This window comes from Parapedobacter sp. ISTM3 (genome assembly GCF_016533505.1).
GTDB lineage: Bacteria > Bacteroidota > Bacteroidia > Sphingobacteriales > Sphingobacteriaceae > Parapedobacter > Parapedobacter luteus.
This window is the reverse complement of record NZ_JAENGN010000013.1, coordinates 140,885-159,775: the sequence shown is the minus strand read 5'-3', so window position 1 is coordinate 159,775 and position 18,891 is coordinate 140,885. Positions and strand designations below refer to the sequence as shown.

18 protein-coding genes are annotated in these 18,891 nt (G+C 43.9%); all 18 read right to left on the bottom strand.

Going from position 1 to position 18,891, the window contains the following annotated elements; translation table 11 throughout:
* Window positions 1–119: 119 nt before the first annotated feature.
* The 18 genes from JHJ32_RS16825 to JHJ32_RS16740 all read right to left on the bottom strand — a co-directional run bounded on the left by JHJ32_RS16825 (window position 120) and on the right by JHJ32_RS16740 (window position 18,880).
* Complete coding sequence (locus tag JHJ32_RS16825) at window positions 120–1,541, bottom strand: capsule assembly Wzi family protein (RefSeq protein WP_200121733.1); 1,422 nt, start codon at window positions 1,539–1,541, stop codon at window positions 120–122.
* Window positions 1,525–2,769 carry a WcaI family glycosyltransferase gene (locus JHJ32_RS16820; protein WP_200121732.1) on the bottom strand — a complete coding sequence of 415 codons (1,245 nt, stop codon included), beginning with the start codon at window positions 2,767–2,769 and terminating at the stop codon, window positions 1,525–1,527. The genes JHJ32_RS16825 and JHJ32_RS16820 overlap by 17 nt, the downstream gene beginning before the upstream one ends.
* On the bottom strand, window positions 2,744–3,190 hold the full coding sequence (locus JHJ32_RS16815) for a VanZ family protein (RefSeq protein ID WP_200121731.1): 447 nt from the start codon (window positions 3,188–3,190) through the stop codon (window positions 2,744–2,746). Before JHJ32_RS16815 ends, JHJ32_RS16820 begins: the two co-directional genes overlap by 26 nt.
* A gap of 38 nt (window positions 3,191–3,228) precedes the next feature.
* Window positions 3,229–4,047: a glycosyltransferase family 2 protein gene (locus JHJ32_RS16810; RefSeq protein ID WP_079718757.1), complete on the bottom strand. Its 819-nt coding sequence runs from the start codon at window positions 4,045–4,047 to the stop codon at window positions 3,229–3,231.
* Window positions 4,048–4,064: 17 nt separating this feature from the next.
* On the bottom strand, window positions 4,065–4,613 hold the full coding sequence (locus JHJ32_RS16805) for a WcaF family extracellular polysaccharide biosynthesis acetyltransferase (RefSeq protein WP_233632714.1): 549 nt from the start codon (window positions 4,611–4,613) through the stop codon (window positions 4,065–4,067).
* Window positions 4,614–4,615: 2 nt separating this feature from the next.
* Complete coding sequence (locus JHJ32_RS16800) at window positions 4,616–5,788, bottom strand: glycosyltransferase (protein ID WP_200121730.1); 1,173 nt, start codon at window positions 5,786–5,788, stop codon at window positions 4,616–4,618.
* A 4-nt stretch (window positions 5,789–5,792) separates the two neighbouring features.
* Window positions 5,793–6,458, bottom strand: coding sequence for a hypothetical protein (locus tag JHJ32_RS16795; protein WP_200121729.1), 666 nt, complete (start codon window positions 6,456–6,458; stop codon window positions 5,793–5,795).
* Window positions 6,451–7,605 carry a glycosyltransferase family 1 protein gene (locus JHJ32_RS16790; RefSeq protein WP_200121728.1) on the bottom strand — a complete coding sequence of 385 codons (1,155 nt, stop codon included), beginning with the start codon at window positions 7,603–7,605 and terminating at the stop codon, window positions 6,451–6,453. Before JHJ32_RS16790 ends, JHJ32_RS16795 begins: the two co-directional genes overlap by 8 nt.
* On the bottom strand, window positions 7,595–8,881 hold the full coding sequence (locus JHJ32_RS16785; protein ID WP_200121727.1) for a hypothetical protein: 1,287 nt from the start codon (window positions 8,879–8,881) through the stop codon (window positions 7,595–7,597). The genes JHJ32_RS16790 and JHJ32_RS16785 overlap by 11 nt, the downstream gene beginning before the upstream one ends.
* 85 nt (window positions 8,882–8,966) lie before the next feature.
* Window positions 8,967–10,211 carry a glycosyltransferase family 4 protein gene (locus tag JHJ32_RS16780; protein WP_200121726.1) on the bottom strand — a complete coding sequence of 415 codons (1,245 nt, stop codon included), beginning with the start codon at window positions 10,209–10,211 and terminating at the stop codon, window positions 8,967–8,969.
* Between the two features lie 21 nt (window positions 10,212–10,232).
* The gene (locus JHJ32_RS16775) at window positions 10,233–11,297 is read right to left on the bottom strand and encodes a glycosyltransferase family 4 protein (RefSeq protein WP_200121725.1); all 1,065 of its coding nucleotides are present in this window, start codon (window positions 11,295–11,297) and stop codon (window positions 10,233–10,235) included.
* Window positions 11,294–12,421, bottom strand: coding sequence for a glycosyltransferase (locus tag JHJ32_RS16770; RefSeq protein ID WP_200121724.1), 1,128 nt, complete (start codon window positions 12,419–12,421; stop codon window positions 11,294–11,296). The genes JHJ32_RS16775 and JHJ32_RS16770 overlap by 4 nt, the downstream gene beginning before the upstream one ends.
* A gap of 72 nt (window positions 12,422–12,493) precedes the next feature.
* A complete protein-coding gene (locus tag JHJ32_RS16765) occupies window positions 12,494–13,645 on the bottom strand; it encodes a glycosyltransferase family 4 protein (protein ID WP_200121723.1) in 1,152 nt (383 codons plus the stop codon).
* A complete protein-coding gene (locus JHJ32_RS16760; RefSeq protein WP_200121722.1) occupies window positions 13,646–14,521 on the bottom strand; it encodes a glycosyltransferase family 2 protein in 876 nt (291 codons plus the stop codon).
* A 3-nt stretch (window positions 14,522–14,524) separates the two neighbouring features.
* Window positions 14,525–15,673, bottom strand: coding sequence for a glycosyltransferase (locus JHJ32_RS16755; RefSeq protein ID WP_200121721.1), 1,149 nt, complete (start codon window positions 15,671–15,673; stop codon window positions 14,525–14,527).
* Window positions 15,674–15,690: 17 nt separating this feature from the next.
* Complete coding sequence (locus JHJ32_RS16750) at window positions 15,691–16,704, bottom strand: glycosyltransferase family 2 protein (protein WP_200121720.1); 1,014 nt, start codon at window positions 16,702–16,704, stop codon at window positions 15,691–15,693.
* 10 nt (window positions 16,705–16,714) lie between these two features.
* Complete coding sequence (gene murB / locus JHJ32_RS16745) at window positions 16,715–17,572, bottom strand: UDP-N-acetylmuramate dehydrogenase (RefSeq protein ID WP_200121719.1); 858 nt, start codon at window positions 17,570–17,572, stop codon at window positions 16,715–16,717.
* Window positions 17,573–17,584: 12 nt separating this feature from the next.
* On the bottom strand, window positions 17,585–18,880 hold the full coding sequence (locus JHJ32_RS16740) for a UDP-N-acetylglucosamine 1-carboxyvinyltransferase (protein ID WP_079718740.1): 1,296 nt from the start codon (window positions 18,878–18,880) through the stop codon (window positions 17,585–17,587).
* Window positions 18,881–18,891: the final 11 nt, after the last annotated feature.

The window sequence follows — 18,891 nt, the reverse complement described above, 5'->3', positions numbered from 1 at the left end:
AGATGTGCGGGCATTTCTGGGCAATGACAGACATGGTGGGGCCGCCTACATAGCCGCTGCCGAGGCAGCAGATTTTAGTAACTTTCATGGGATAAGATAGTTTAAATGAACCTATTTATTTATTTTATTCTATTTATTTCATACCGGATGCCAAACAATCCACCGACATTGTTGTAAAACCCACCGGCGTCGTATGCAATACCTGCTGACAGGCGCAGACCTGGGATGCGTGCAATATCCGCGGCTACTTCATGTAAGGTGTAGACCTGATTTTGAGGTGAGGCGGTAATAAAATTGCGATGTGTGCCAAAGTTTCGGGTATAGGTCAGCATCGTTCTTCCGCTAATACCGGGTGCATAACGGTGCAACATACCGATGTGACCGCCGACAATACGGTTATTGATGAAATTTTGATTTCCCCAATAGAAGTTATTATCATAGCGCCAATAAATCGGGTTGACAGGTAAAAAATTCGAACCGCGATATCGGTTGAGAAACAACGGCGTTCCAACACTACGAAAATCATATTCCCAGCCATTGGCATACACACCGTTGTTGTAATAACTTTGCAGTTCAGCATCCTGGAAGCTCTCCATCTGCTTGGTATAAATGAATTCAAACAGCAGGCGATCCAGCCAAGCGTGGTTTTTAAGAGTCACATTGAGGCCACCGACACGATCGATATTCCGGATGTCGATACCCATGCCGCTTTCAAAAGGGACTTGGAAATACATGTGGAACAATGCATCATCGGTATCCAAATCGCCACCGAATTCAACCAGTCCGCGGTGGTCTCCCGCTCTATTGGGCAGCCTTCCTTCCGGTACACTGCCATCGTTCGCTTCTTTCACAAAGAGCACATTAAAGAAACCGCCCCATGAACGGTCCAGTTCCCAGCTTCCACGTCTACCCCCCCACACGGCAAAGTGCTGTACACCACCATATACCTTAAACGGACCTGGCCCAAGCCGCAGGTATAACGTTTTTTCATGCAGCCAAGCGTCTTTCATCGATTGGTTGTCTCCCATCCATCCGTGACTGATCAGCCCTTTGACCTGCAGCCAGTCATTGGTGAAAGGTACAGGGACATAGTCGGGAAAAGCGAAGCCCACTTTTGGAATAGGCAACGCATTGCCACTGATACCCAATGAACCGGTAGACAGCAGGGGATCTACCTCTCCCATGACCTCCTCATAGCGACCACCTCGGACTTCCAGCACACCATATCGCGCTTTCAAATAACCCTGTTGGATGACCAGATGGCCGAAATGGTGATTATTGACCACGTTTGCACCATATTCCAGCCGGAAAGTGTGCTTGCCGCCGGAAAAGGTATGGGTATTCCACGCGCCAATATAGGTGGCGACATCTTCACCTTTTTCGCTGAGCAACCCAAACCGGTTTGATTCTATCCAAAGCGGTTGGAAGCCTTCAGCGGCTATGGTGGCCGTGGTGCCTACCCGAAGTTTCAGGGAGTCCGTACGTTGAGACAACGCAATTGTCGGTAGGATTAGGAAGAAGAGACTAAGTTTGCTTTTCATGGGAGGTCAACCTAACTAAGTTTCGTTCAAATTCCTGTAATACTTGTTCTTTACTCAAAAAGCGTTCCGCATATTGCCGGGCACGTTCGCGGTACAAGGTCACGTCAGTACTCAGCGCTTGCTGTAAGCCGTCCGCCAATGCCTCAGCGGATTCCGGCTCAATGAGGATACCCAATTGATGGGTGTCTACTATTTCATACAGTGAGGTGCCGGGTACCGCGGAGACGAGCGAGAAGCCGCCCGAGGCAAGTATTCCGGTAAGTTTACTGGGCATCACCAAGTCGGATGCCGATTTCTTTTGTAATACGAGGTGCACATCGGCCGTGGCTAATAGGGCCGATAGTTTTTCGTATGGCTGCAAAGGGTAGAAGCGTATTTGCTTCAATCTGGCCTGTTCGGCCATAGCTTTAAGCCGGTCGCGTGCACCGCCTGAACCGCAGATAATAAAATGCACGTCTGGCCTATCACTGAATCGCTTGGCCGCATCGATGATGATTTCCAGTCCCTGTTTCTCACCCAAATTGCCGGAATATAGTACCACTTTGTCATTTAATGGTATTCCCCACTCGCCCCTTAATGATTGTGTTTTTTGGAGCGGTTGGATGGCTTGTTCGTCTACCCAATTGGGAAACATGAGGTAGTCGCTCTCCGATATCCCCTTGGCCAGTATCTTTTTTTTCATGCCCAAGCTGATGGATGAAACGGCATCGCTACGATTTAAGAGGTATTTTTCAGCCCTAAACATGAGGCGGAGCAAGCGTTTATTTGTTATCATGCCAAGCTCTTTTGCTGCGTCGACTTGCAAATCTTGGATATGCGTAATCAGTTTGGCACCCTTCAGCTTAGCGTAAAACAAGGCATAGAAGCCCAAATGAAAGGGAGGGGTAATGTTGATAACTAAGTCATATCTTTTTTTTATCAATAGACCAAACCATTTGGGAAACACGCCACCCAGGAAAGAAAATTCATGGATAATGCGCTTTTTTGCGGTCACCTCTTTCGGCACATACAGGGGGACCCGATGTACGGTTGCCCCATCTATACGTTCGGTTATCCACGCCGGCTTTTTATAGTGTACGGGGACCTCCCACGCTGGATAATAGGGCTTGGCGGTGACCACGGTCACCTCGTGCCCCCGTGCAGCCAGCCACGCACCCATTTCACCGGTATATTTGCCGATGCCCGTAAGTTCAGGGGAATAATTAATGCCGAAAATCAGGATACGCATATGTTTGAAAACGCTTATTGTTCAATAGTGTTTGCAGCAAACCGGCACCAATCAGTCCGCCAAAGGTATTTAATAGAAAGTCGTCAACGTCGGTAACACCGATGCCCCAGTAGTATTGATTGATTTCTATACATAAACTCGCACCTGCCGAAAGCACAACCAACTTTTTCCATGAACTGACTTGAAAGATAAAAAACAAAAAAAAGGGAAAAGGTATGAACAGCACGATATTGCCAAACAGGTCGAGGTAAAATTCGTTGAAACTGTGGGAAAAGGGCTCCCACTTCGGCCAGTTCTCTACCTTAACATACAAAGGCATCCAATTTCCTATCTCACGTATTTCGTTGGCGTCATAATACCACCTTCTTCGCGCACCGAACACCGTATAGGCAAGCAAGTGCGTGTAAAGTATGCTTGTCAATTTGAGAAATATGTTTACATATACCCTCATCGATTTAATTAGCTCTTTTCCTTTATTTTACAATAAATTTCTGTGAAATACGCCATTTTGAGCACAGCAAAGGCAAACCCGCGGGCACCGTCCAAGAAGCCGCCCATTAAAAAGAAACTTCCGAAAAAGAAGGCGGGGCCTATCAGTGGTGTTCGCAACAAGCGATATTTAATACGTTGTTTCTTAGTTAGCAAGGCCTTATTCGCGGCGGTCATCATTTTCAAGTATCGCGCCGCCTCCCAGCTGGAATATTCGTTATGCTTATTGACATAGTGCGCCACGCCCCGAAAATCGCGGTGGTCAATTTTTGCTTTAATAATCCCGACATCGCCGGTGAGTATGGGGTGTTCGTGGATTTCCATATCGAGATGGCTCCATTGTTTTTCGTCGATATATTCATATTCGCCTGTGCCGACCCGGAAGAGGGCAAGCTTCTTCAAGGGGTAGCCGCCTTTCAGCTTTTTGCCCATGAAGTATACGGTATAATTTAGCCAATAACCCACTTTGGTGGTATCGGCAAGTGCTTTTTCAACAGCCCGCTTGAAGGTTGGTGTGAGGTACTCATCCGCGTCAAGAAACAATACCCATTCGGTAGCGGGTGTATGGTTGCGCAGGTACCAATTGCGTTTTTTGGGGAATTGTCCATCCCACTGGAAGTTGATGTAAGTGGCACCATAGTTCTCCGCGATTGTCCTCGTGCGGTCGGTACTCCCCGAATCGACGAGAACAACCTGTTGCGCGAAATCTTGGCCAATGGCTTCAAGACAGCCCGGAAGGTTTTTCTCTTCATTTTTTGCAGGAATGACGATGGTCAAGTCCAATTTCATACAAAAGCATTTTTTTACTATTCCAACATAACACGCTCTTTTATCGGCTTGCAGGGAAACCCCGAACAAACCATCCAACGCCCCGTATCTTTGGTTACCACCGATCGGGCCCCTACCACGGATCCTTCGCCAATGGTTACACCGGGGTGGATAAACACTTGCGTAGCCACCCACGCATAATCTTCAATAATAATTGGCAATGCAACGAGGGGGAAGCCCCGTTTCATGTAATCGTGCGTTCCGGTACAGACGTACGTGCCTTGTGAAATCACTACCCGATTGCCAATGTTTATCGGCGCCTGGCTGTATAGGGTGACATCGTCGGCGACGCCGCTTTCGTCGCCAATCTTGACCATCCAAGGCGCCCAGATTTTCGCCCGGGGATATACATGTACGCCTCTGCCGATTTTTGCTCCAAATAGACGGAGCAAAAAGGCCCGCCATATATGGAAGGGGCGGGGCGAATAGCGGAAGAAAAGCAAATACACGATATTCCACAACACCCGGCTTATGCGGTTGCGCAAGGAAAACGATGGCCCTGTGTATGTGTCAGTATTATAAGACATCGTTATATTGATTTTAATGCATTAACCATTCGGATAGCGGCCTTCTCCATGGTGAAGATAGCTTCATACGTGCGTTTTGCCGAAGCCGCCATTGCTGTTTTTTCGGGTTGCGCCAATTGAAACCAATGCGCTAACATCGTATACACACCTTCTTCGGTGTCGGTGTCAACCAGTCCGCCACCACCAGCTTTAATTTCCCGCCAGATATTTACTTTATTGCTGATGAGCACGGGTTTTTCGCAGGCCATTGCCTCTGCAATGGCGATGCCAAAATTTTCCTGATGGCTGGGCAGTATAAATGCCTCACAGCCATAAATCGCCCCCCATTTTGCCGCACCGGTAAGCATACCGGTAAATAGAATTTGGGTGTTAGATTGGGCAAGCGATATCATTTCCTTTCCATAGGCGGTGTCCAATCCGGGGCCGGCGATCACCAGCGCGGGTAAGTCGCCTTTTTCACTAAGCAGCTTGAGGTACGCGTTGACGAGTAAATCTACACCCTTTTTTTCATGGATGCGGCTGAGGAACAACCAGTATGGTTGTTCGAGTTTTATTGCGCAAGCCGAATGGAAGGCATGTGTTAACTTGGTCGTGTAAGGTGGAGGTGGCTGGATACCATAGCCAATATTTAATTCTCTTTTGGGGTGGTATGAATCGAACGTCTCACGAGCCAAAAGCAACTCTTGTTCGCAGGTAAACAACAGCCCATCGACGCCGTTGACTACATGCCGTTCAATAAAACTCCAGAAGAACCAATTCCGGATCGCTTTCAATCGTCGGCCACGAGCCTTTTGAAAATAGGGGTCAAGCATCCCGTGTGGCATAACGAAGAGCTTAGGAGCGGCTCCCTTTTGCTTCCGATACTGTTTTAATGCTTGGTAGGTACCATAGCTGTTGTGCAGCCAGATCCCATGGATGATGACAGCATCAAAGCGATGAAAATGGCGCTGCAGCCACGGTGCTAAGTCTTTGCAGTACCCATAGGGGCCCTTTGCAGGACCTATCGCATGAATAGTAAACGAATCGCGCCTTAAAAACGATGCGTCAGGGGCATCAAAGCATACCACTTCATTATGCACGTCAAGCTCCTCCAGCGCCGGAATGCTGTTCCGTATACCTTGAACCGGACCTCCGTCTGCAGGATTCATGCTGGTTATGACGCGTAAGATGTTCATAAAATTAAATTACGTAACCTGTTTGCCGTGTAAAAAACTTAGCTTCGCTATTGACTGGTTTAACAAAAGCCGCTGGAACCCCCGCGTACAACGCAAACTGTTGCTCAAAGGCCTTGTTAAGTAGCGATTTTGCGCCTAATACGGAATAGGGAGGTAATTTGGCGCCACCCAGAATTACCGAATTGGTACCTATAAAACAATAGTCGCCAATATAAATCGGATAACTGTCTTGTCTGCATTCCTCAATGTTGATGGAATGAGTCAGTAATTGTGACTGATAACCAGCTATTGTTACAAACCTACCTATTGTAATACGGTTTGTACAATCAATATGGTGGTTTTTGGTAATGGCTGAATGTTCGCCCAGGAATAATTCCGATCTTCGGCTGCCTCGTTGATGAGCAAAGTGTTGCGACGTACCTGAGGTCGGAAATCCGGTTATCCAATTTTTCCTCCCGATAGAGGCGTAGCATCCTAATTCAACATAGTCTAAATGAATCGCGACGGTAAAATGCGCTATCCTGGCTTTTTCTTTCATCACCAGTTTTTTGGGATAAATCCAGGCGAAGCCAATTCGGGCCTTCGGGTGAATTTCATATCCAAACCAAGCATTAAGTAGTCGTCGTCTAAGCGCCCACGGCAATAAAAAAACGAATAACTTTTTAATCATTTTTTAAATCATAAAGTGCTAAAAATTGATTGATGAATATCTCCTGCTCGAACCGTCGGCAGTTTTCAAACCCTTTTTGAATATATTCGTCCTTTACTTGAGGATTGTGCAGTACGGCGGATAATGCTGAAGCAAACTCCTTTGCATGATAAGGGCTAACGTGTATGGCAGCTCCTCCCGACACCTCGGGCATGGGTTCAATATTACTGGCGATTACAGGTGCGCCGCAAGCCTGCGCTTCGATGACTGGCCATCCAAACCCCTCGCTAAATGATGGAAAAATAAAAGCAGCGCAGCCGCTATATAATGCGGTTAACTCCTCGTGTGATGGCTTAACTAAAGAAACTACGCGGTCAGCCATAACAAGTTCGTTGATAAGGATTTGCAAGGCCGGGTCAATGGGTTGGCCTGCATAACAGATCTTGCCTTTCCATTCGTCGAGGTGTGCAACCATCTCCATCAGCATCTTTCTGTTTTTCCTGGGTAACGCCGAACCAACATGAAGGATGTAGTTTAAATCTTCCAAGCCGTATTTCTTAATCATCGCTATGCGTTCAGGGGCAGGCATTGGGCGGAAATGGGCGTTAAACGAATTATATACGACCTTCCATTTTTTATCAGACGATATAGCACGTGCGCCGGCTAAGTCTTTTAACTGATTTAAGGTAAGCTGTGAAACACAGGCGATTTTCTTTGCCTTAACAAGACTCCTAAATATCCATTTTTGTAAGTAAATGCCGGTTTTGCTGGCCGGACAGTGGGCGTCTTCATAGCCGAAGGCCCCCCGTATGGCAAGTACATCATGACAGGTAATTCCGCTTCTGCTTTTAGGTAAAACAGCGAGATATGGCGAGTTCGAATGATCACAAATGTGGAAGTAGGTGTCCTGCTTTCGATAAACACTCTTAAGCATTCTCAATTTCACAATTATTGGGAACAATACCCATTTATCTAAATAGCCTAACCATTTTCCGAAGCCATGAATAGTCGAATGTTGGCCTGTAGCAAAAAAAATAACAGGTTTCCATACAGTTACCCGAATCCCTTGTTGCACGAGCGCCTTTTTCAAGCTTAGTAAATAGCGATTCATACTCTCTTGATGATCGAGTGCATAATTTCCAATCAGTATGAAGTGGCTATCGAACATTGGTAGTCGTATGTTTAATCGTTTTATTTTTTAATGCTGCGATAGTTAGTCCGCCAGCAACAACGGTAAACCCCAAGCTCGTTGGTTGTGCCCACTGCCCCTGTAAAAGGTTCAATGCTGCGAAGCTGAACAAAAGCCAAGGTAAAATATTGTTGTTCGCTAGACCTTGGTAACTTTTTAGGCCTATTTTAATGGTAGCCAAAATGCGTAAAACAATTATAGTCAGTCCTAAAAGAAATCCCATTTCGCCAATTAGTCTTCCCCACTCACCTTCGGAGATAAGAAATGTGAGCCTTCCTGCAAGTAACATGGCGCCCACGTTGGTACCCATACCTAACCCGAATCCCCAAAGTGGAATCTCCCTGTCTCCAAACACCGCGCCATACATGCCACCCAGAAAACGGTCTATTAATACGCCTTCCAACCCCCCTTCGGACTCATTAGCTCGTTCAAACCGTGTCATGAACACTTCAATCGCTGTTTGGAAAAAAGGTAAGTTACTTAGCGCAACAAGTAATAAAGCAAAGGAGACAAGACCGGCGATTAGTGATTTAAGTAACGCTGGGCGTTTAATAACAATGAATGTAGCAAAGAGCGTAGATACCCCAATTTGAAAGAATAAGCCCCTGCTTATTGAAAGCGGAATGGCTGCCAGTAATCCCATGCTTGCGGCGACGAGAATCCAAAGCGATAACGCCTTGTTTTTTTGTAGCCAGAAATAAAGGACAAAAGGGGCTAACATGCTATAAAATAACGTCGTCCCGGTTGTAAACGAAAACGTTCCTGGCGGGCGGGCATAACCCAACGCACCGCTAAACCCGGCGCCTTCCATGTCGCCACCTACGCCACGATTGACCCAGGCGGATTGCGGGCTATAGAATTGAAGTGCAACAAGGACCGTCATGGGGATAGCGATCCAAAGTATCGCCTTCCCGATTTCCACCACATCTTGTTGCCGAAACACTTTCCCGATAAGAAACATAAAAGGGACATGTATAATCAAAATCCTTATTCCGTATACGGCGACAAACAAATTCCCATGACCAACTAGGAGCGTCAAAAAAAATGAAATAAGTGCTGCGACTATGAACGCCACCATCAAACCATTCCTTGGGAAGAGTCCTTTGTGGTAAGCGATAGCTAATAGTGCCAATGCGATAGGATCCCGGACAACCAGCAGTGGGGTAGCCAGCGCGGGTAGAAACCATTTTCGAAGCGCTCCCTCAAAAATCAGTAACAAGAAATATAACCATATACCTCGTTTGAGCAGTAACACGGTTCGTTCCAAGTCTTTTGCTGCGCGCTTAGTCGCCCAGGCTTGTTGGATGGTATGTACGTGGCTATTCATCACCGTTCTATTGTCAGTCATTCGCTATGACCTCTTTTATTTTAAGCGCTAATTCTGTTCCGTATTTTTCCCAAGGTCTTTTTTTTGCTGTTTCGATAGCGGCTAATCCATTAGCTTTAATAAGTGCCGGCTTGGATAACAATGCTTCAATTTGCCGTTTCAGTCCATCAGTGTTCCCTGCTTGGACTAACCAGCCGTTTTCATCATGCACGATCAAATCTGGCCCAGCAGTTCGGTCGGTGGTTATTACTGGTGTCCCCTGGGACATGGCTTCCGTAATTACCAAGCCAAACCCCTCAAATAATGAAGGAAATAATAGCACGTCCTGCTCGCGCATTAATTTGAGGATGTCCTGATGGGACAACGTAGGTATCCAGCGGTGCTTTCGTAAGCCTGCATCCAACGGGATACATCCTTCTACTGCTTTTCTTCCAACGATGGTTAGTTCCACGTGATTCCCTAAGCCTTCTACGGCTTCCAAGACATTCGCAATACCTTTTCGTTGCGACAGTCCACCGACAAACAGCAGCCGTAATTTGGCGCGAGACGCCGATGAATAGGTCTTGCCAATCGCTACCTCTGGGAATGCATAAGGGATGACATGGATAGGAGCCAACGTGCCAGGGTATAATTCGAGCGTTTTCTTGGTAAAGCTACTGGCGACAAAAATGTGCTGTGCTAAACGAAGCTCCTCGTCTTTGCGCTGTAGCTTTGCCTCTGAGTCCTTAAACCCCTTTAACGTTGTCGCCCAATCGGGTCGGCATTCACGTTCTGCTCCTAACAGTTGTCGCATAGCCCGCCAATAGCCAATAGGTAGGTCATATAGTCTAACCAAATTCAAATTTAAGGCTTGTCTAAACGTATAAAGAGCTCCATCTTCATAACTATATACAGCTTTTAGCCCAGTTAGTTTTTTATCGATTAACATCTTTGCTGAAATACGGTCAATATGTTGGAAAACGTTATCCACACTAAACCGGCCATGTTCATGGGCAATTAAAGAATTCCATTTGAACTTGCTGGCCGCAAGCCGGCCTATTTCCATCGAGGGCGATGTGTATGTTAGGCTTTTTAGGTCTGCATCGAATTCCCTTCTGTTGATTTCTTTAAACGCATTGATTTGCCCAATACGGTGAAGCATTGAACCAGGAAATGAGGCCACAGCGGTATGAAAGGCCAGTAATGATTCATGGTCTTTCAAACCCCTCAATGCACTTTTAACAAATTGATTTCCGGTTGGATGAGTTAAGAATACCATAATACAATGCTTGAATTGATATCATTTTTGATTAAGTGCGCTCTCTAACACCTTTAAATATTTCTTTGCAACCACGTTAGGGCGATGGTTTTCCAAGTGTTCTCGGCTTTTTTCTCTGAGTTTCAAATCTTGATTTGGATTTTGGATTAATGCCATCGTTTTCATAATAAGGTCGTCAAGATCATTTCTTTTAAAAGTCACGCCTGCAGCACCAACTGCGTCCGGTAGACCTCCGCCATCAGACACGATTGGGATGCAACCACAGGCCATTCCTTCCAAAGCTACATTTCCAAAAGGCTCCGACCATCGAGAGGGGACAAGTATATAACGATGTTCGTTCAGCGCCTGAACTAACGGGGCACCTTTTAATGTGCCTGTAAATTTTACGTGATTCTCAATATTCAGTTCGCGTGCCAATTGTTGCAATTTGCTCTTTTCAGGTCCGTCGCCTATAATTGTCAACGTCAATTTTGGAAACTCTGTGGAACCGAAATCGGACAACAATTGCTTATGCTGTAATAAAGAATGTAATAAACGGACCGCCATGTCAGCCCCCTTATCAGATACTAATCTGCCCATAAAAACAAACGCTTTATCCCTTTTTATACCATGGATTATTCGAAAAAGTTCTTCACGATATGGATTCCCAATCACGATTGTATTGGCAACATACTGTTCATACTGAACTGCTTTACTTACGGCTATCGTGTAGGCAGCTCGTCGTATCCACCATTGCTTTATCTTGTCTTGCCATTCTTCATTACCATCGGCGCGATTAATCCATGTTCGTATTGCTATTACTAAGGGCTTTTTAATAAAAATGTTGAGCCACGAAAGGCGTAAGGTCGGGTTATTTTCGAAAACAACATCTGCCCATTTATGTAGCTCGATTAACTGTTTTATTGGAGGTTTTCTAATGACCGGAAAATGAAACTTTTTGTCTCCGTTTGCTATGGTGTTCGTTACCAAGCGGACGTCGGCACCGAACGTGAGGAACTGGTTAGCCAGGACTTCCGAGTTAACTTCAATTCCTCCTACGTCAGGGTAAAATCGATAAGTAATAAGTAATATTTTTAGCGATTTCATTTGATTGTCATTTTTCTACTGGCTAAATCTGTGATAAACTTGGAGGTAATTTCTGATATACTTAAACAATTCACCAGGCCTTCTTCCTCCATTTCGCGAATGGCCTTTAAGGAAGGCTGTAGTAGAATGAATTTTTTAGCCTGTTCTCCGTAAATGCCTAAAACAGGTTTTTCGTTCATAGTTGAGATTATTGGAGCTGCAATAGGCAGATTGTGTTCGATATAAGCTGCTATGGTGCCACTTTTCCCAAGATATTGGGTAGGTAAAGGAGTGATTGCTAAATTGCTTTCTAACAATAGACTAGAAACTTCGGATTCAGATAAGAAGCCGGAAAACCGAGTATAACTGGTCAATTGATAGGTCGAAAAGGCTGCCTTGATTTCCGGTTTAAGTCTGGTCCCGTTACCAACATAAATGATTTCCAATGACAAGCCGGAGTCAAGAATTTCGTTAGCTATTGATTTTAAGAAGTCAAAAACCAATTTATTACTTGATATCTGGCTAAAGAATATAATCCGGAATCGATTGGACGATAAATGCCTTTTTTTTGTAGTATTCTTTTTGATATTGGAAAAAAGAGGAAGCGGAAGAGCTTCACAACCAATTGATCTAAGCCGGCTTTCATAAAGGGGGAGGTGGGTATGAACGACCTTTGGTTTTATGGTGTGGACTAAGAGCCGGATGATGGAAGCTTGAAAAAAGCAGATCAGTTTTGACTTGGTCGTCTTTGGTTCTACCCAGAGTTCATGAAACATAATATGCCAGCTCGGTCGCTTACTTAGTTTTTTTACAAACCTTAACATGCCAAAAGGCAGCCCTTTGCTATGAAAGGAATACGGTACGTATTGTAGACTTATCCAATCAGGGTCTATGTCTGCTACGAATTTGGCTGCTTCCATAGCTCGTTGCTTCCAAGTCATTTTTCTAGGTATCCGAATGGTTAATGCCTGAATTCTACTGTCCTGCTGATGAGTGCTAGACGTCTGACTTACATATTTATCGTGTATCGACATGATGCTAGCTGAATGACCTTGGCGAATCAGCTCTGCTGAAAGCCGGCGCGTGTAGTCACCTACGCCGTCTTTGCCAGGCTCCAGCGAGCCGCAAATAAAAAGTATCTTCATCCCTTTTGTCGACATTTTATGTTGGTGTTAATTGCTGGTAAGGAAATGTTGCATTTCGATTACACTCTTGCGTTAATTTCTTTTTGCGTATAGTATTTTTTTGTAAGCGCTATCAGCTTCTTTTGCGATAAGGTGCCATTGATATTTTTCGGTGGCCTTCCTTGCCTCGGCGGACTTTTCGGAAAGGAAGTTAGGGTTATCCAACAAATCAAGAATTTTTTTTACCAACTCAGATTTATCTCCAACATCAACTTGTAGACTGCGCAATAAAAAGTCGTTGGGTCCGGGACTTTTATATCCGACTACAGGTAGTCCGGAGCACATCATTTCCAAAGCGCCAAATCCAAAGCTCTCAAAATATGAAGGGAACACACCTATATGGCAATCGGCTAATAACAGCGGCAAATCATCAGGTTCAAACTCGAGAACGATCTCGATATGTTTGCGTAGTTTATAGGGGAAAAAATTCAAAATTGACTGGGTAGACCTAAACAGTCCTCGAGCTCCAATAAACTTGAATGTGACGCCCCGAAATCTATTTTGTATTTTCGCAATGATGTACAGGAAGTCCATTGCACCTTTTCGATAATCAAAGGTACCTACAAAAGCTATTACGGGTTTGTCGTGTAAGTTTTGATAGTTCCGTTGAATGGACTGAAATTTCGTGAATCGATCTTTTGCAATCCCATTTGGAATTAGCAGGATTTGTTTTTGTGGGTATTTCGAAGCCATCAGCTCTGAATCGATGGAATTTTGCACTTGTATAAGGTCGCAGTTCCGCAAGCTTTCTTCTCTTGCGAATTTTTCTTTTTGGCGAAGCATGTATTTACGCCGGTCGGTAAGCTGCAACGTTTTTCTGACAATGTTTGATAAATGGGTTTTTAAATCATAAGGAATCTTTATTTTGAGATGATGAAAATCTACTAGAGCTGGTCTGGCAACCAGCAATGTTGATTCGCTAAATAGTGATCTTTCAAAGGGCAAAGTGTCATATTCATATAGAATTACGTCATAGCGGGAAGCGCCTTCAATTAAATACTCTTTCAAACGAATTCTATATTCATTTTTTATTTGACTTGCATTGTCAGTAAGACCAAGCATTTTACTATCTATTAAATCGGTGCTCCAACCCAGTTCTCTCAACGCTTCCGCCAATTCTAAGCGATTTTTTGTGGCTCCGAGCTTTTTAGAAAAAGGTATTGGTGAAAAAAAGGCGATTTTCATCTATGAATTTTTTATAATAGAAAATGTTCGTATGATCACTAAATAATATCTCAAAAAACATAAAACCAATCTATTAATAAAGGTTGCATCGGATTCTTTATTAAAAATATATTTGATAACATCCCACTTTGGTTTTAATGCATACCACAGTAGACGGAGTTTATGCTTTACCGATGAACTAGACTTGTTAACTTTGCTTAGTCCCAGACCCACCCGTCTTTCTTTCTTGACCAACTCGGCTAATGAATCTCTTGCCGGGTGACGCATGATACTGGTTTTACAAAATCCAATTTTAAATCCATTTTGATCGGCTAGTTTGCCCCAAGCAGCGTCACCACCAGATTGTAGTGAGTCGTCATAAAGACCGACTGTCTCAAAAACTTTTTTCTTTGAAAACATGTGGGCCGTAACCGCATACCCCTTGGAAACACATGTCTCTTGGTCGAAAGCAAAAAAGATATCATAAAACTCTATCCACGAGGCTTCATCCTTTGTAAATATCACAATGGGGCCCGAGACTCTGTCATAGTGGGCTTCTTTTTTTAGAAATTCGACAGCTTCTTTTATCCAGCTAGTGTCGGGCACACAATCTGAATCAGTAAATCCAAGTATCTCACCCTTTGCGATTCGAACACCTGCATTACGTGCCGCGTAAGAGCCCGGCTTGTGTTCAGTGATTAGCTTAACCCAAGGAAAATCGGTCGAAAAAGATAAACCGCTATCTTGCGGTTTGTTGTTTACAACGATCACTTCAAAATGATTTTTGTCATATGTTTGGGCACTTAACGCATTTAAGCAGATTCTCAATCTATCCCAATCATCATACGTTGGGATGATAATAGAAACAAAAGGATGTTCGGTACGAGAGGTATCCATTATTTATTTTACTTCATCAATTAGAGCCATCGGTGGATTGGCTGCTGGTTTGTTTTTTTTGGTGATGACCCAAGAAAAAATGTCTCTTAACCGTTCCATGGATAGTTCTTTTGAAAAATTCTTTTCGATATGTTGTCGAGCGGCCTGCCCCATTTTTAAAGCCAACTTGTTGTCTTTTGCTAATTTTGCGATTGCAGAAGCCATACCATCCACGTCTCTTTCTTCAACTAGTATTCCGGTCACATTATCAATGACGATTCTAGGAATACCAGCGTGTCTAGTAGAAATTACAGGAAGTTGCATAGCACCGGCCTCCGTTATTGCCACAGGAGAGCCCTCGGAGTCGCCATCAGAAGAGACAACGGAATGCTGGATGAAGGCGTAGGCATTTTCCATGTATTTCCTTACCTGATTATGCTCCAAAGCGCCCAAAAACTTAATGTGATCCGCGCTGCCCAGCTCTTCCGCAAGAGTCTTACATTCCGCTAACAGCTCGCCATCGCCAATCATAATTAGTTTTATATGAGGGGTTATTTGTAGCGCTTGAGAGAACGCTTTTACAGTAAGATTCGGCGCTTTTTTTTCTACAAAACGGCCAACCGCAAGAAAATAGTCGCCAGTTTCATTTGTTTTGGAGAATCGCCGTAAATCAATACCGTATGGATTTAAGAACAATTTTTCCTGGCTAGCACCAGCGTTGATTAAATTCGTTGTCATAGCATCTGAGACACTTATGATTGCGCTGGCTACATGAAACATTCTTCTATAAGCAAGTTGGTACTTGGCCAAAACATTCGTCATGTGGGCGTCAAAACCATGGAAATGTATGACTAAAGGAATCTTTAGTTGCTTGCAAAGTTCAAAGACTTGCACGCCGGTTACGCCATATTCCGCGAGCATTACATCAGGTTTGAATTTGGTGATAATCCGCTTTAAAAGCGTCTTATAGGTGTACGTTGGGTCACCTATTAGCTTCCCGATTTGATTCAGTATTTTTGAGTAGTATATGTATCGTTTACTTTGGGCTTTGCCAAATTCGACAGGGACTTGTTTATGTATCAACATTGACTCATACAAATCGGTTGTCGAATGGCCGATAATAAAGCTTTCGCTGATTTTGATTGAAGTCTCTTTTACAATTAGAATTTTCATGCTATTGGGATTTATCCTCATTTAAGTAGTTTGTCTATCAGCATGTAGAAAGGTCTTTTGCTGATCAATAGGCGAGACACTTTTCTTGGAAAAACGAAATACAAAGCATATAGTAATTTAATGCCAATTTTATGAGAGTTTTTTTGATAGATATTGTCAACAAAAAAGTTAACTTTTTCAATCGTGTTATCGGGAATGCCGGGTTGTTTCAGTGCCTGGAACAAGATAGGTTTTATTCGGAGGAGATATCGTTTTGTGAATTGAAAGAATAGCATGGATTGATATCCATAACGCTCAATAAGATCTGGTTTGCCTTGTAGTCTTAGCTCATGGTTTTGTATTCCAAATTCCTTTAATGTCTGCTGGAGGATCTTTTTGTCAAGCTTTACTGATGCGCCATCCGCAAGTAGATACCTTCGGTAAAGCACGTGGTTAATTGTGTAAAAGTGGCAGTATAAACTCATTCGGCACCACAAATCAAAATCTTGTGAAAAAATAAATAGGTCGCTGTACCCGCCGACCTGATTATATATTGACCTCCGATACATGACTTCGCCATGTGTAAAGGGATTATCTTCGAGCAACAGTTCTCGCGCATCCCCGTTTACAGCCTTTTTCCACAACCGTATTTCATTGGCGCCATTGGATGAATAGATGTTTTCAACGAAGCAGCCCACCACACCAATTTCTTTACGAGTTTCCAATACGTGCACCTGCTCTTCAATGCGTGTCGGATAAGACACATCGCCCGACCCGTGTATAGCAATGTATTTTCCATTTGACATTGCGATTGCAGCTCTTAATCCCCTGACAAATCCCTTATTCTCGTCATGTTTAATTATACGGACTCTTGTGTCTTTGTTCTCAAACGCTTTTAGCTTTTCGTACGTGTTGTCCGTAGAACAGTCGTCGAATATGAGAATCTCTAAATTTGGGTAAGTTTGATTGATGAGTGAAGTTACCGACTCATCGACATAATTTTCTCTATTATAGTATCCGCAAACGATGCTTACTAAGGGCGTCGAGGTCATATTTGTTCCGTTATATGATGCGTTGCTCCACTTCCAATGTTATTCCATAGCGTTCATGCACTTTGTCTTGTGCATGTTTGATGATTCTTAAAATGTCATCCCCGGTGGCATTGTTAACGTTTACAATAAAGCCACCATGCTTTTCCGAAATCTTTGCCCCGCCAATGCTATATCCCTTCAGCTGCAGTTCATCCATCAAGGCACCGACATAGAATCCTTTTGGCCTTTTGAAGACACTGCCGGCGTTGGGGTATTCTTTTGGCTGTTTGGCCCATCGTACTGCTTTATTTTGTTCCATTTTTTCGTTGATGGCCACTTTATTTCCTTTTTTCAGGCTAAGCCAAGCTTTTGTGATGATCAGGTGAGGATTGCGTTGGAAAAAACTATTGCGGTATTCAAATGCCATTTCGTCTTGTTGGATATCCGCAAACTGGTTGGACGAGGGGTTATAATAACGTACCTTGGTCAACAGATCTTTTATTTCTTCTCCGCTAGCACCGGCATTCATAACAACTGCTCCGCCGAGCGAACTGGGAATATCATAAAACAATTCCAGCCCAGATAACTCATGTGCTAACGCATGTAAGCTAAGGTCATACATAGAGATGCCTGCCTCGGCTACTACTTCCGTTCCGGTGATTGTTACGCGATTAAAATTTCCGGAGAAAATGATGAAGTAATCATCGTAAGTGGATTTGGACAGAATAATATTGTGCCCACTTCCCAGCACGATTTTCCGAACATCGTCATCGCTCGTATATATCGTTTGGATATCATTTTCAGAATCCGGAAAATAAGCTCTTTTACAGATAGCCTTTATTCGATAAGAATTGTAAAGGGTTAAATCCAAATGCTCTACAACTTTCATGCTGTCTGTAGTTTATGCGGTTACCGCCTCCTCTACTTCAATGTGTATGCCTAGATCGCTCAACTTGTGTTCGAGGTTGTTATATCCTCGTAATGCCATTTCGATATTATGGATAGTGGATTGCCCGTTGGACAATAAAGCAGCGATAACCACAGCCATGCTGCCTCTCAAATCTGTTGAGTTTGCTTCAGATGGTCTTGCAGGCTTGCCGCCATTTATTGTAATTGCCCCGGGTTTGCATGAAAGCGCCCCATCGTAAAATTTGTTGAGCTCTTCACAATATTTCAACCGTTCCGGATAGCGATAATCGAAAATCCGGCTGATGCCGTCTGCGTGAAGGCCCAATAATGTGTAGAAAGGCTGCATATCTGAGATGATACCCGGATGTGTACCACATGCCAGTTCGAAAGGTTGTATACGCCCGTTTACCAAGCATTCAGGGGATACGATGACATTCTTAGCATTACGGTATAAATCTATACCGGCGTGCTGCAAATGGATTAATGGAATCTCCATCGTATCAAATGGTACATCTTCAACAGTGATATTCCCTCCGGAGATAATACCATAAACAATCCAAGTGATGGCCTCAATACGGTCAGGCATTACTTGAAATAACGAACCACGTAGATAGTTCGAGCCCTCTACTTTGATAAAACTGTTTCCAACTACTTCTATCTTTACACCAAGCGTTCTTAAGAAAGCTATTAAGCTTTCTATTTCGGGACTGATATAGGCGTTTTTTATAATGGTCGCCTCAGGAATGATAGAAGCTGAAATTAACGCGTTTTCTGTACCCCCAATAGTAGAGATCGGAAAATTGATTTCGCCAGAACGGAATCCTTTAGGAGCTCGGACCTCAATGTATTCCGGTTTTTCTTCTACCTCAGCCCCTAACGTTCTCCAGACCATTAGGTGTAAATCATAACCACGATCACCAATCTTACATCCTCCTGGGTAGGGTATACGGGCAACGCCAGAACGCTTAATCAGTCCCGGCACTAACAGGTAAGTGGTCCGAATCGGAAAATCATAACTGTCTAACGAGCGGTTGTCTAGTAATTTGGCATCAATTTCTACCGTTTCACTCGCAACATCTACGCTCACATTTCCGCCGTTTTTGCGAATGAAGTCAATCTTATATTGGGCATCCACTAGTTCGGTGGGAAAATTCGTTAATATAACGGTCTCGTCGGCAATCAACGCTGCAGCAAGTAGTCGCGTGCTAGCGTTTTTTGCTCCACTTACTCTTACTTTTCCCTTGGGGATTTGCCCGCCTTGAATTTTAGCTGTGACGTTCTTTTTCATGATTATGCAAT

Bases quoted from the DNA above. Each gene is read 5' to 3' on its own strand.
- JHJ32_RS16825 (WP_200121733.1), bottom strand. From the start codon at position 1,541: ATGAAAAGCAAACTTAGTCTCTTCTTCCTAATCCTACCGACAATTGCG.
- JHJ32_RS16820 (WP_200121732.1), bottom strand. From the start codon at position 2,769: ATGCGTATCCTGATTTTCGGCATTAATTATTCCCCTGAACTTACGGGC.
- JHJ32_RS16810 (WP_079718757.1), bottom strand. From the start codon at position 4,047: ATGAAATTGGACTTGACCATCGTCATTCCTGCAAAAAATGAAGAGAAA.
- JHJ32_RS16805 (WP_233632714.1), bottom strand. From the start codon at position 4,613: ATGTCTTATAATACTGACACATACACAGGGCCATCGTTTTCCTTGCGC.
- JHJ32_RS16800 (WP_200121730.1), bottom strand. From the start codon at position 5,788: ATGAACATCTTACGCGTCATAACCAGCATGAATCCTGCAGACGGAGGT.
- JHJ32_RS16795 (WP_200121729.1), bottom strand. From the start codon at position 6,458: ATGATTAAAAAGTTATTCGTTTTTTTATTGCCGTGGGCGCTTAGACGA.
- JHJ32_RS16790 (WP_200121728.1), bottom strand. From the start codon at position 7,605: ATGTTCGATAGCCACTTCATACTGATTGGAAATTATGCACTCGATCAT.
- JHJ32_RS16780 (WP_200121726.1), bottom strand. From the start codon at position 10,211: ATGGTATTCTTAACTCATCCAACCGGAAATCAATTTGTTAAAAGTGCA.
- JHJ32_RS16775 (WP_200121725.1), bottom strand. From the start codon at position 11,297: ATGAAATCGCTAAAAATATTACTTATTACTTATCGATTTTACCCTGAC.
- JHJ32_RS16770 (WP_200121724.1), bottom strand. From the start codon at position 12,421: ATGAAGATACTTTTTATTTGCGGCTCGCTGGAGCCTGGCAAAGACGGC.
- JHJ32_RS16765 (WP_200121723.1), bottom strand. From the start codon at position 13,645: ATGAAAATCGCCTTTTTTTCACCAATACCTTTTTCTAAAAAGCTCGGA.
- JHJ32_RS16760 (WP_200121722.1), bottom strand. From the start codon at position 14,521: ATGGATACCTCTCGTACCGAACATCCTTTTGTTTCTATTATCATCCCA.
- JHJ32_RS16755 (WP_200121721.1), bottom strand. From the start codon at position 15,673: ATGAAAATTCTAATTGTAAAAGAGACTTCAATCAAAATCAGCGAAAGC.
- JHJ32_RS16750 (WP_200121720.1), bottom strand. From the start codon at position 16,704: ATGACCTCGACGCCCTTAGTAAGCATCGTTTGCGGATACTATAATAGA.
- murB (WP_200121719.1), bottom strand. From the start codon at position 17,572: ATGAAAGTTGTAGAGCATTTGGATTTAACCCTTTACAATTCTTATCGA.
- JHJ32_RS16740 (WP_079718740.1), bottom strand. From the start codon at position 18,880: ATGAAAAAGAACGTCACAGCTAAAATTCAAGGCGGGCAAATCCCCAAG.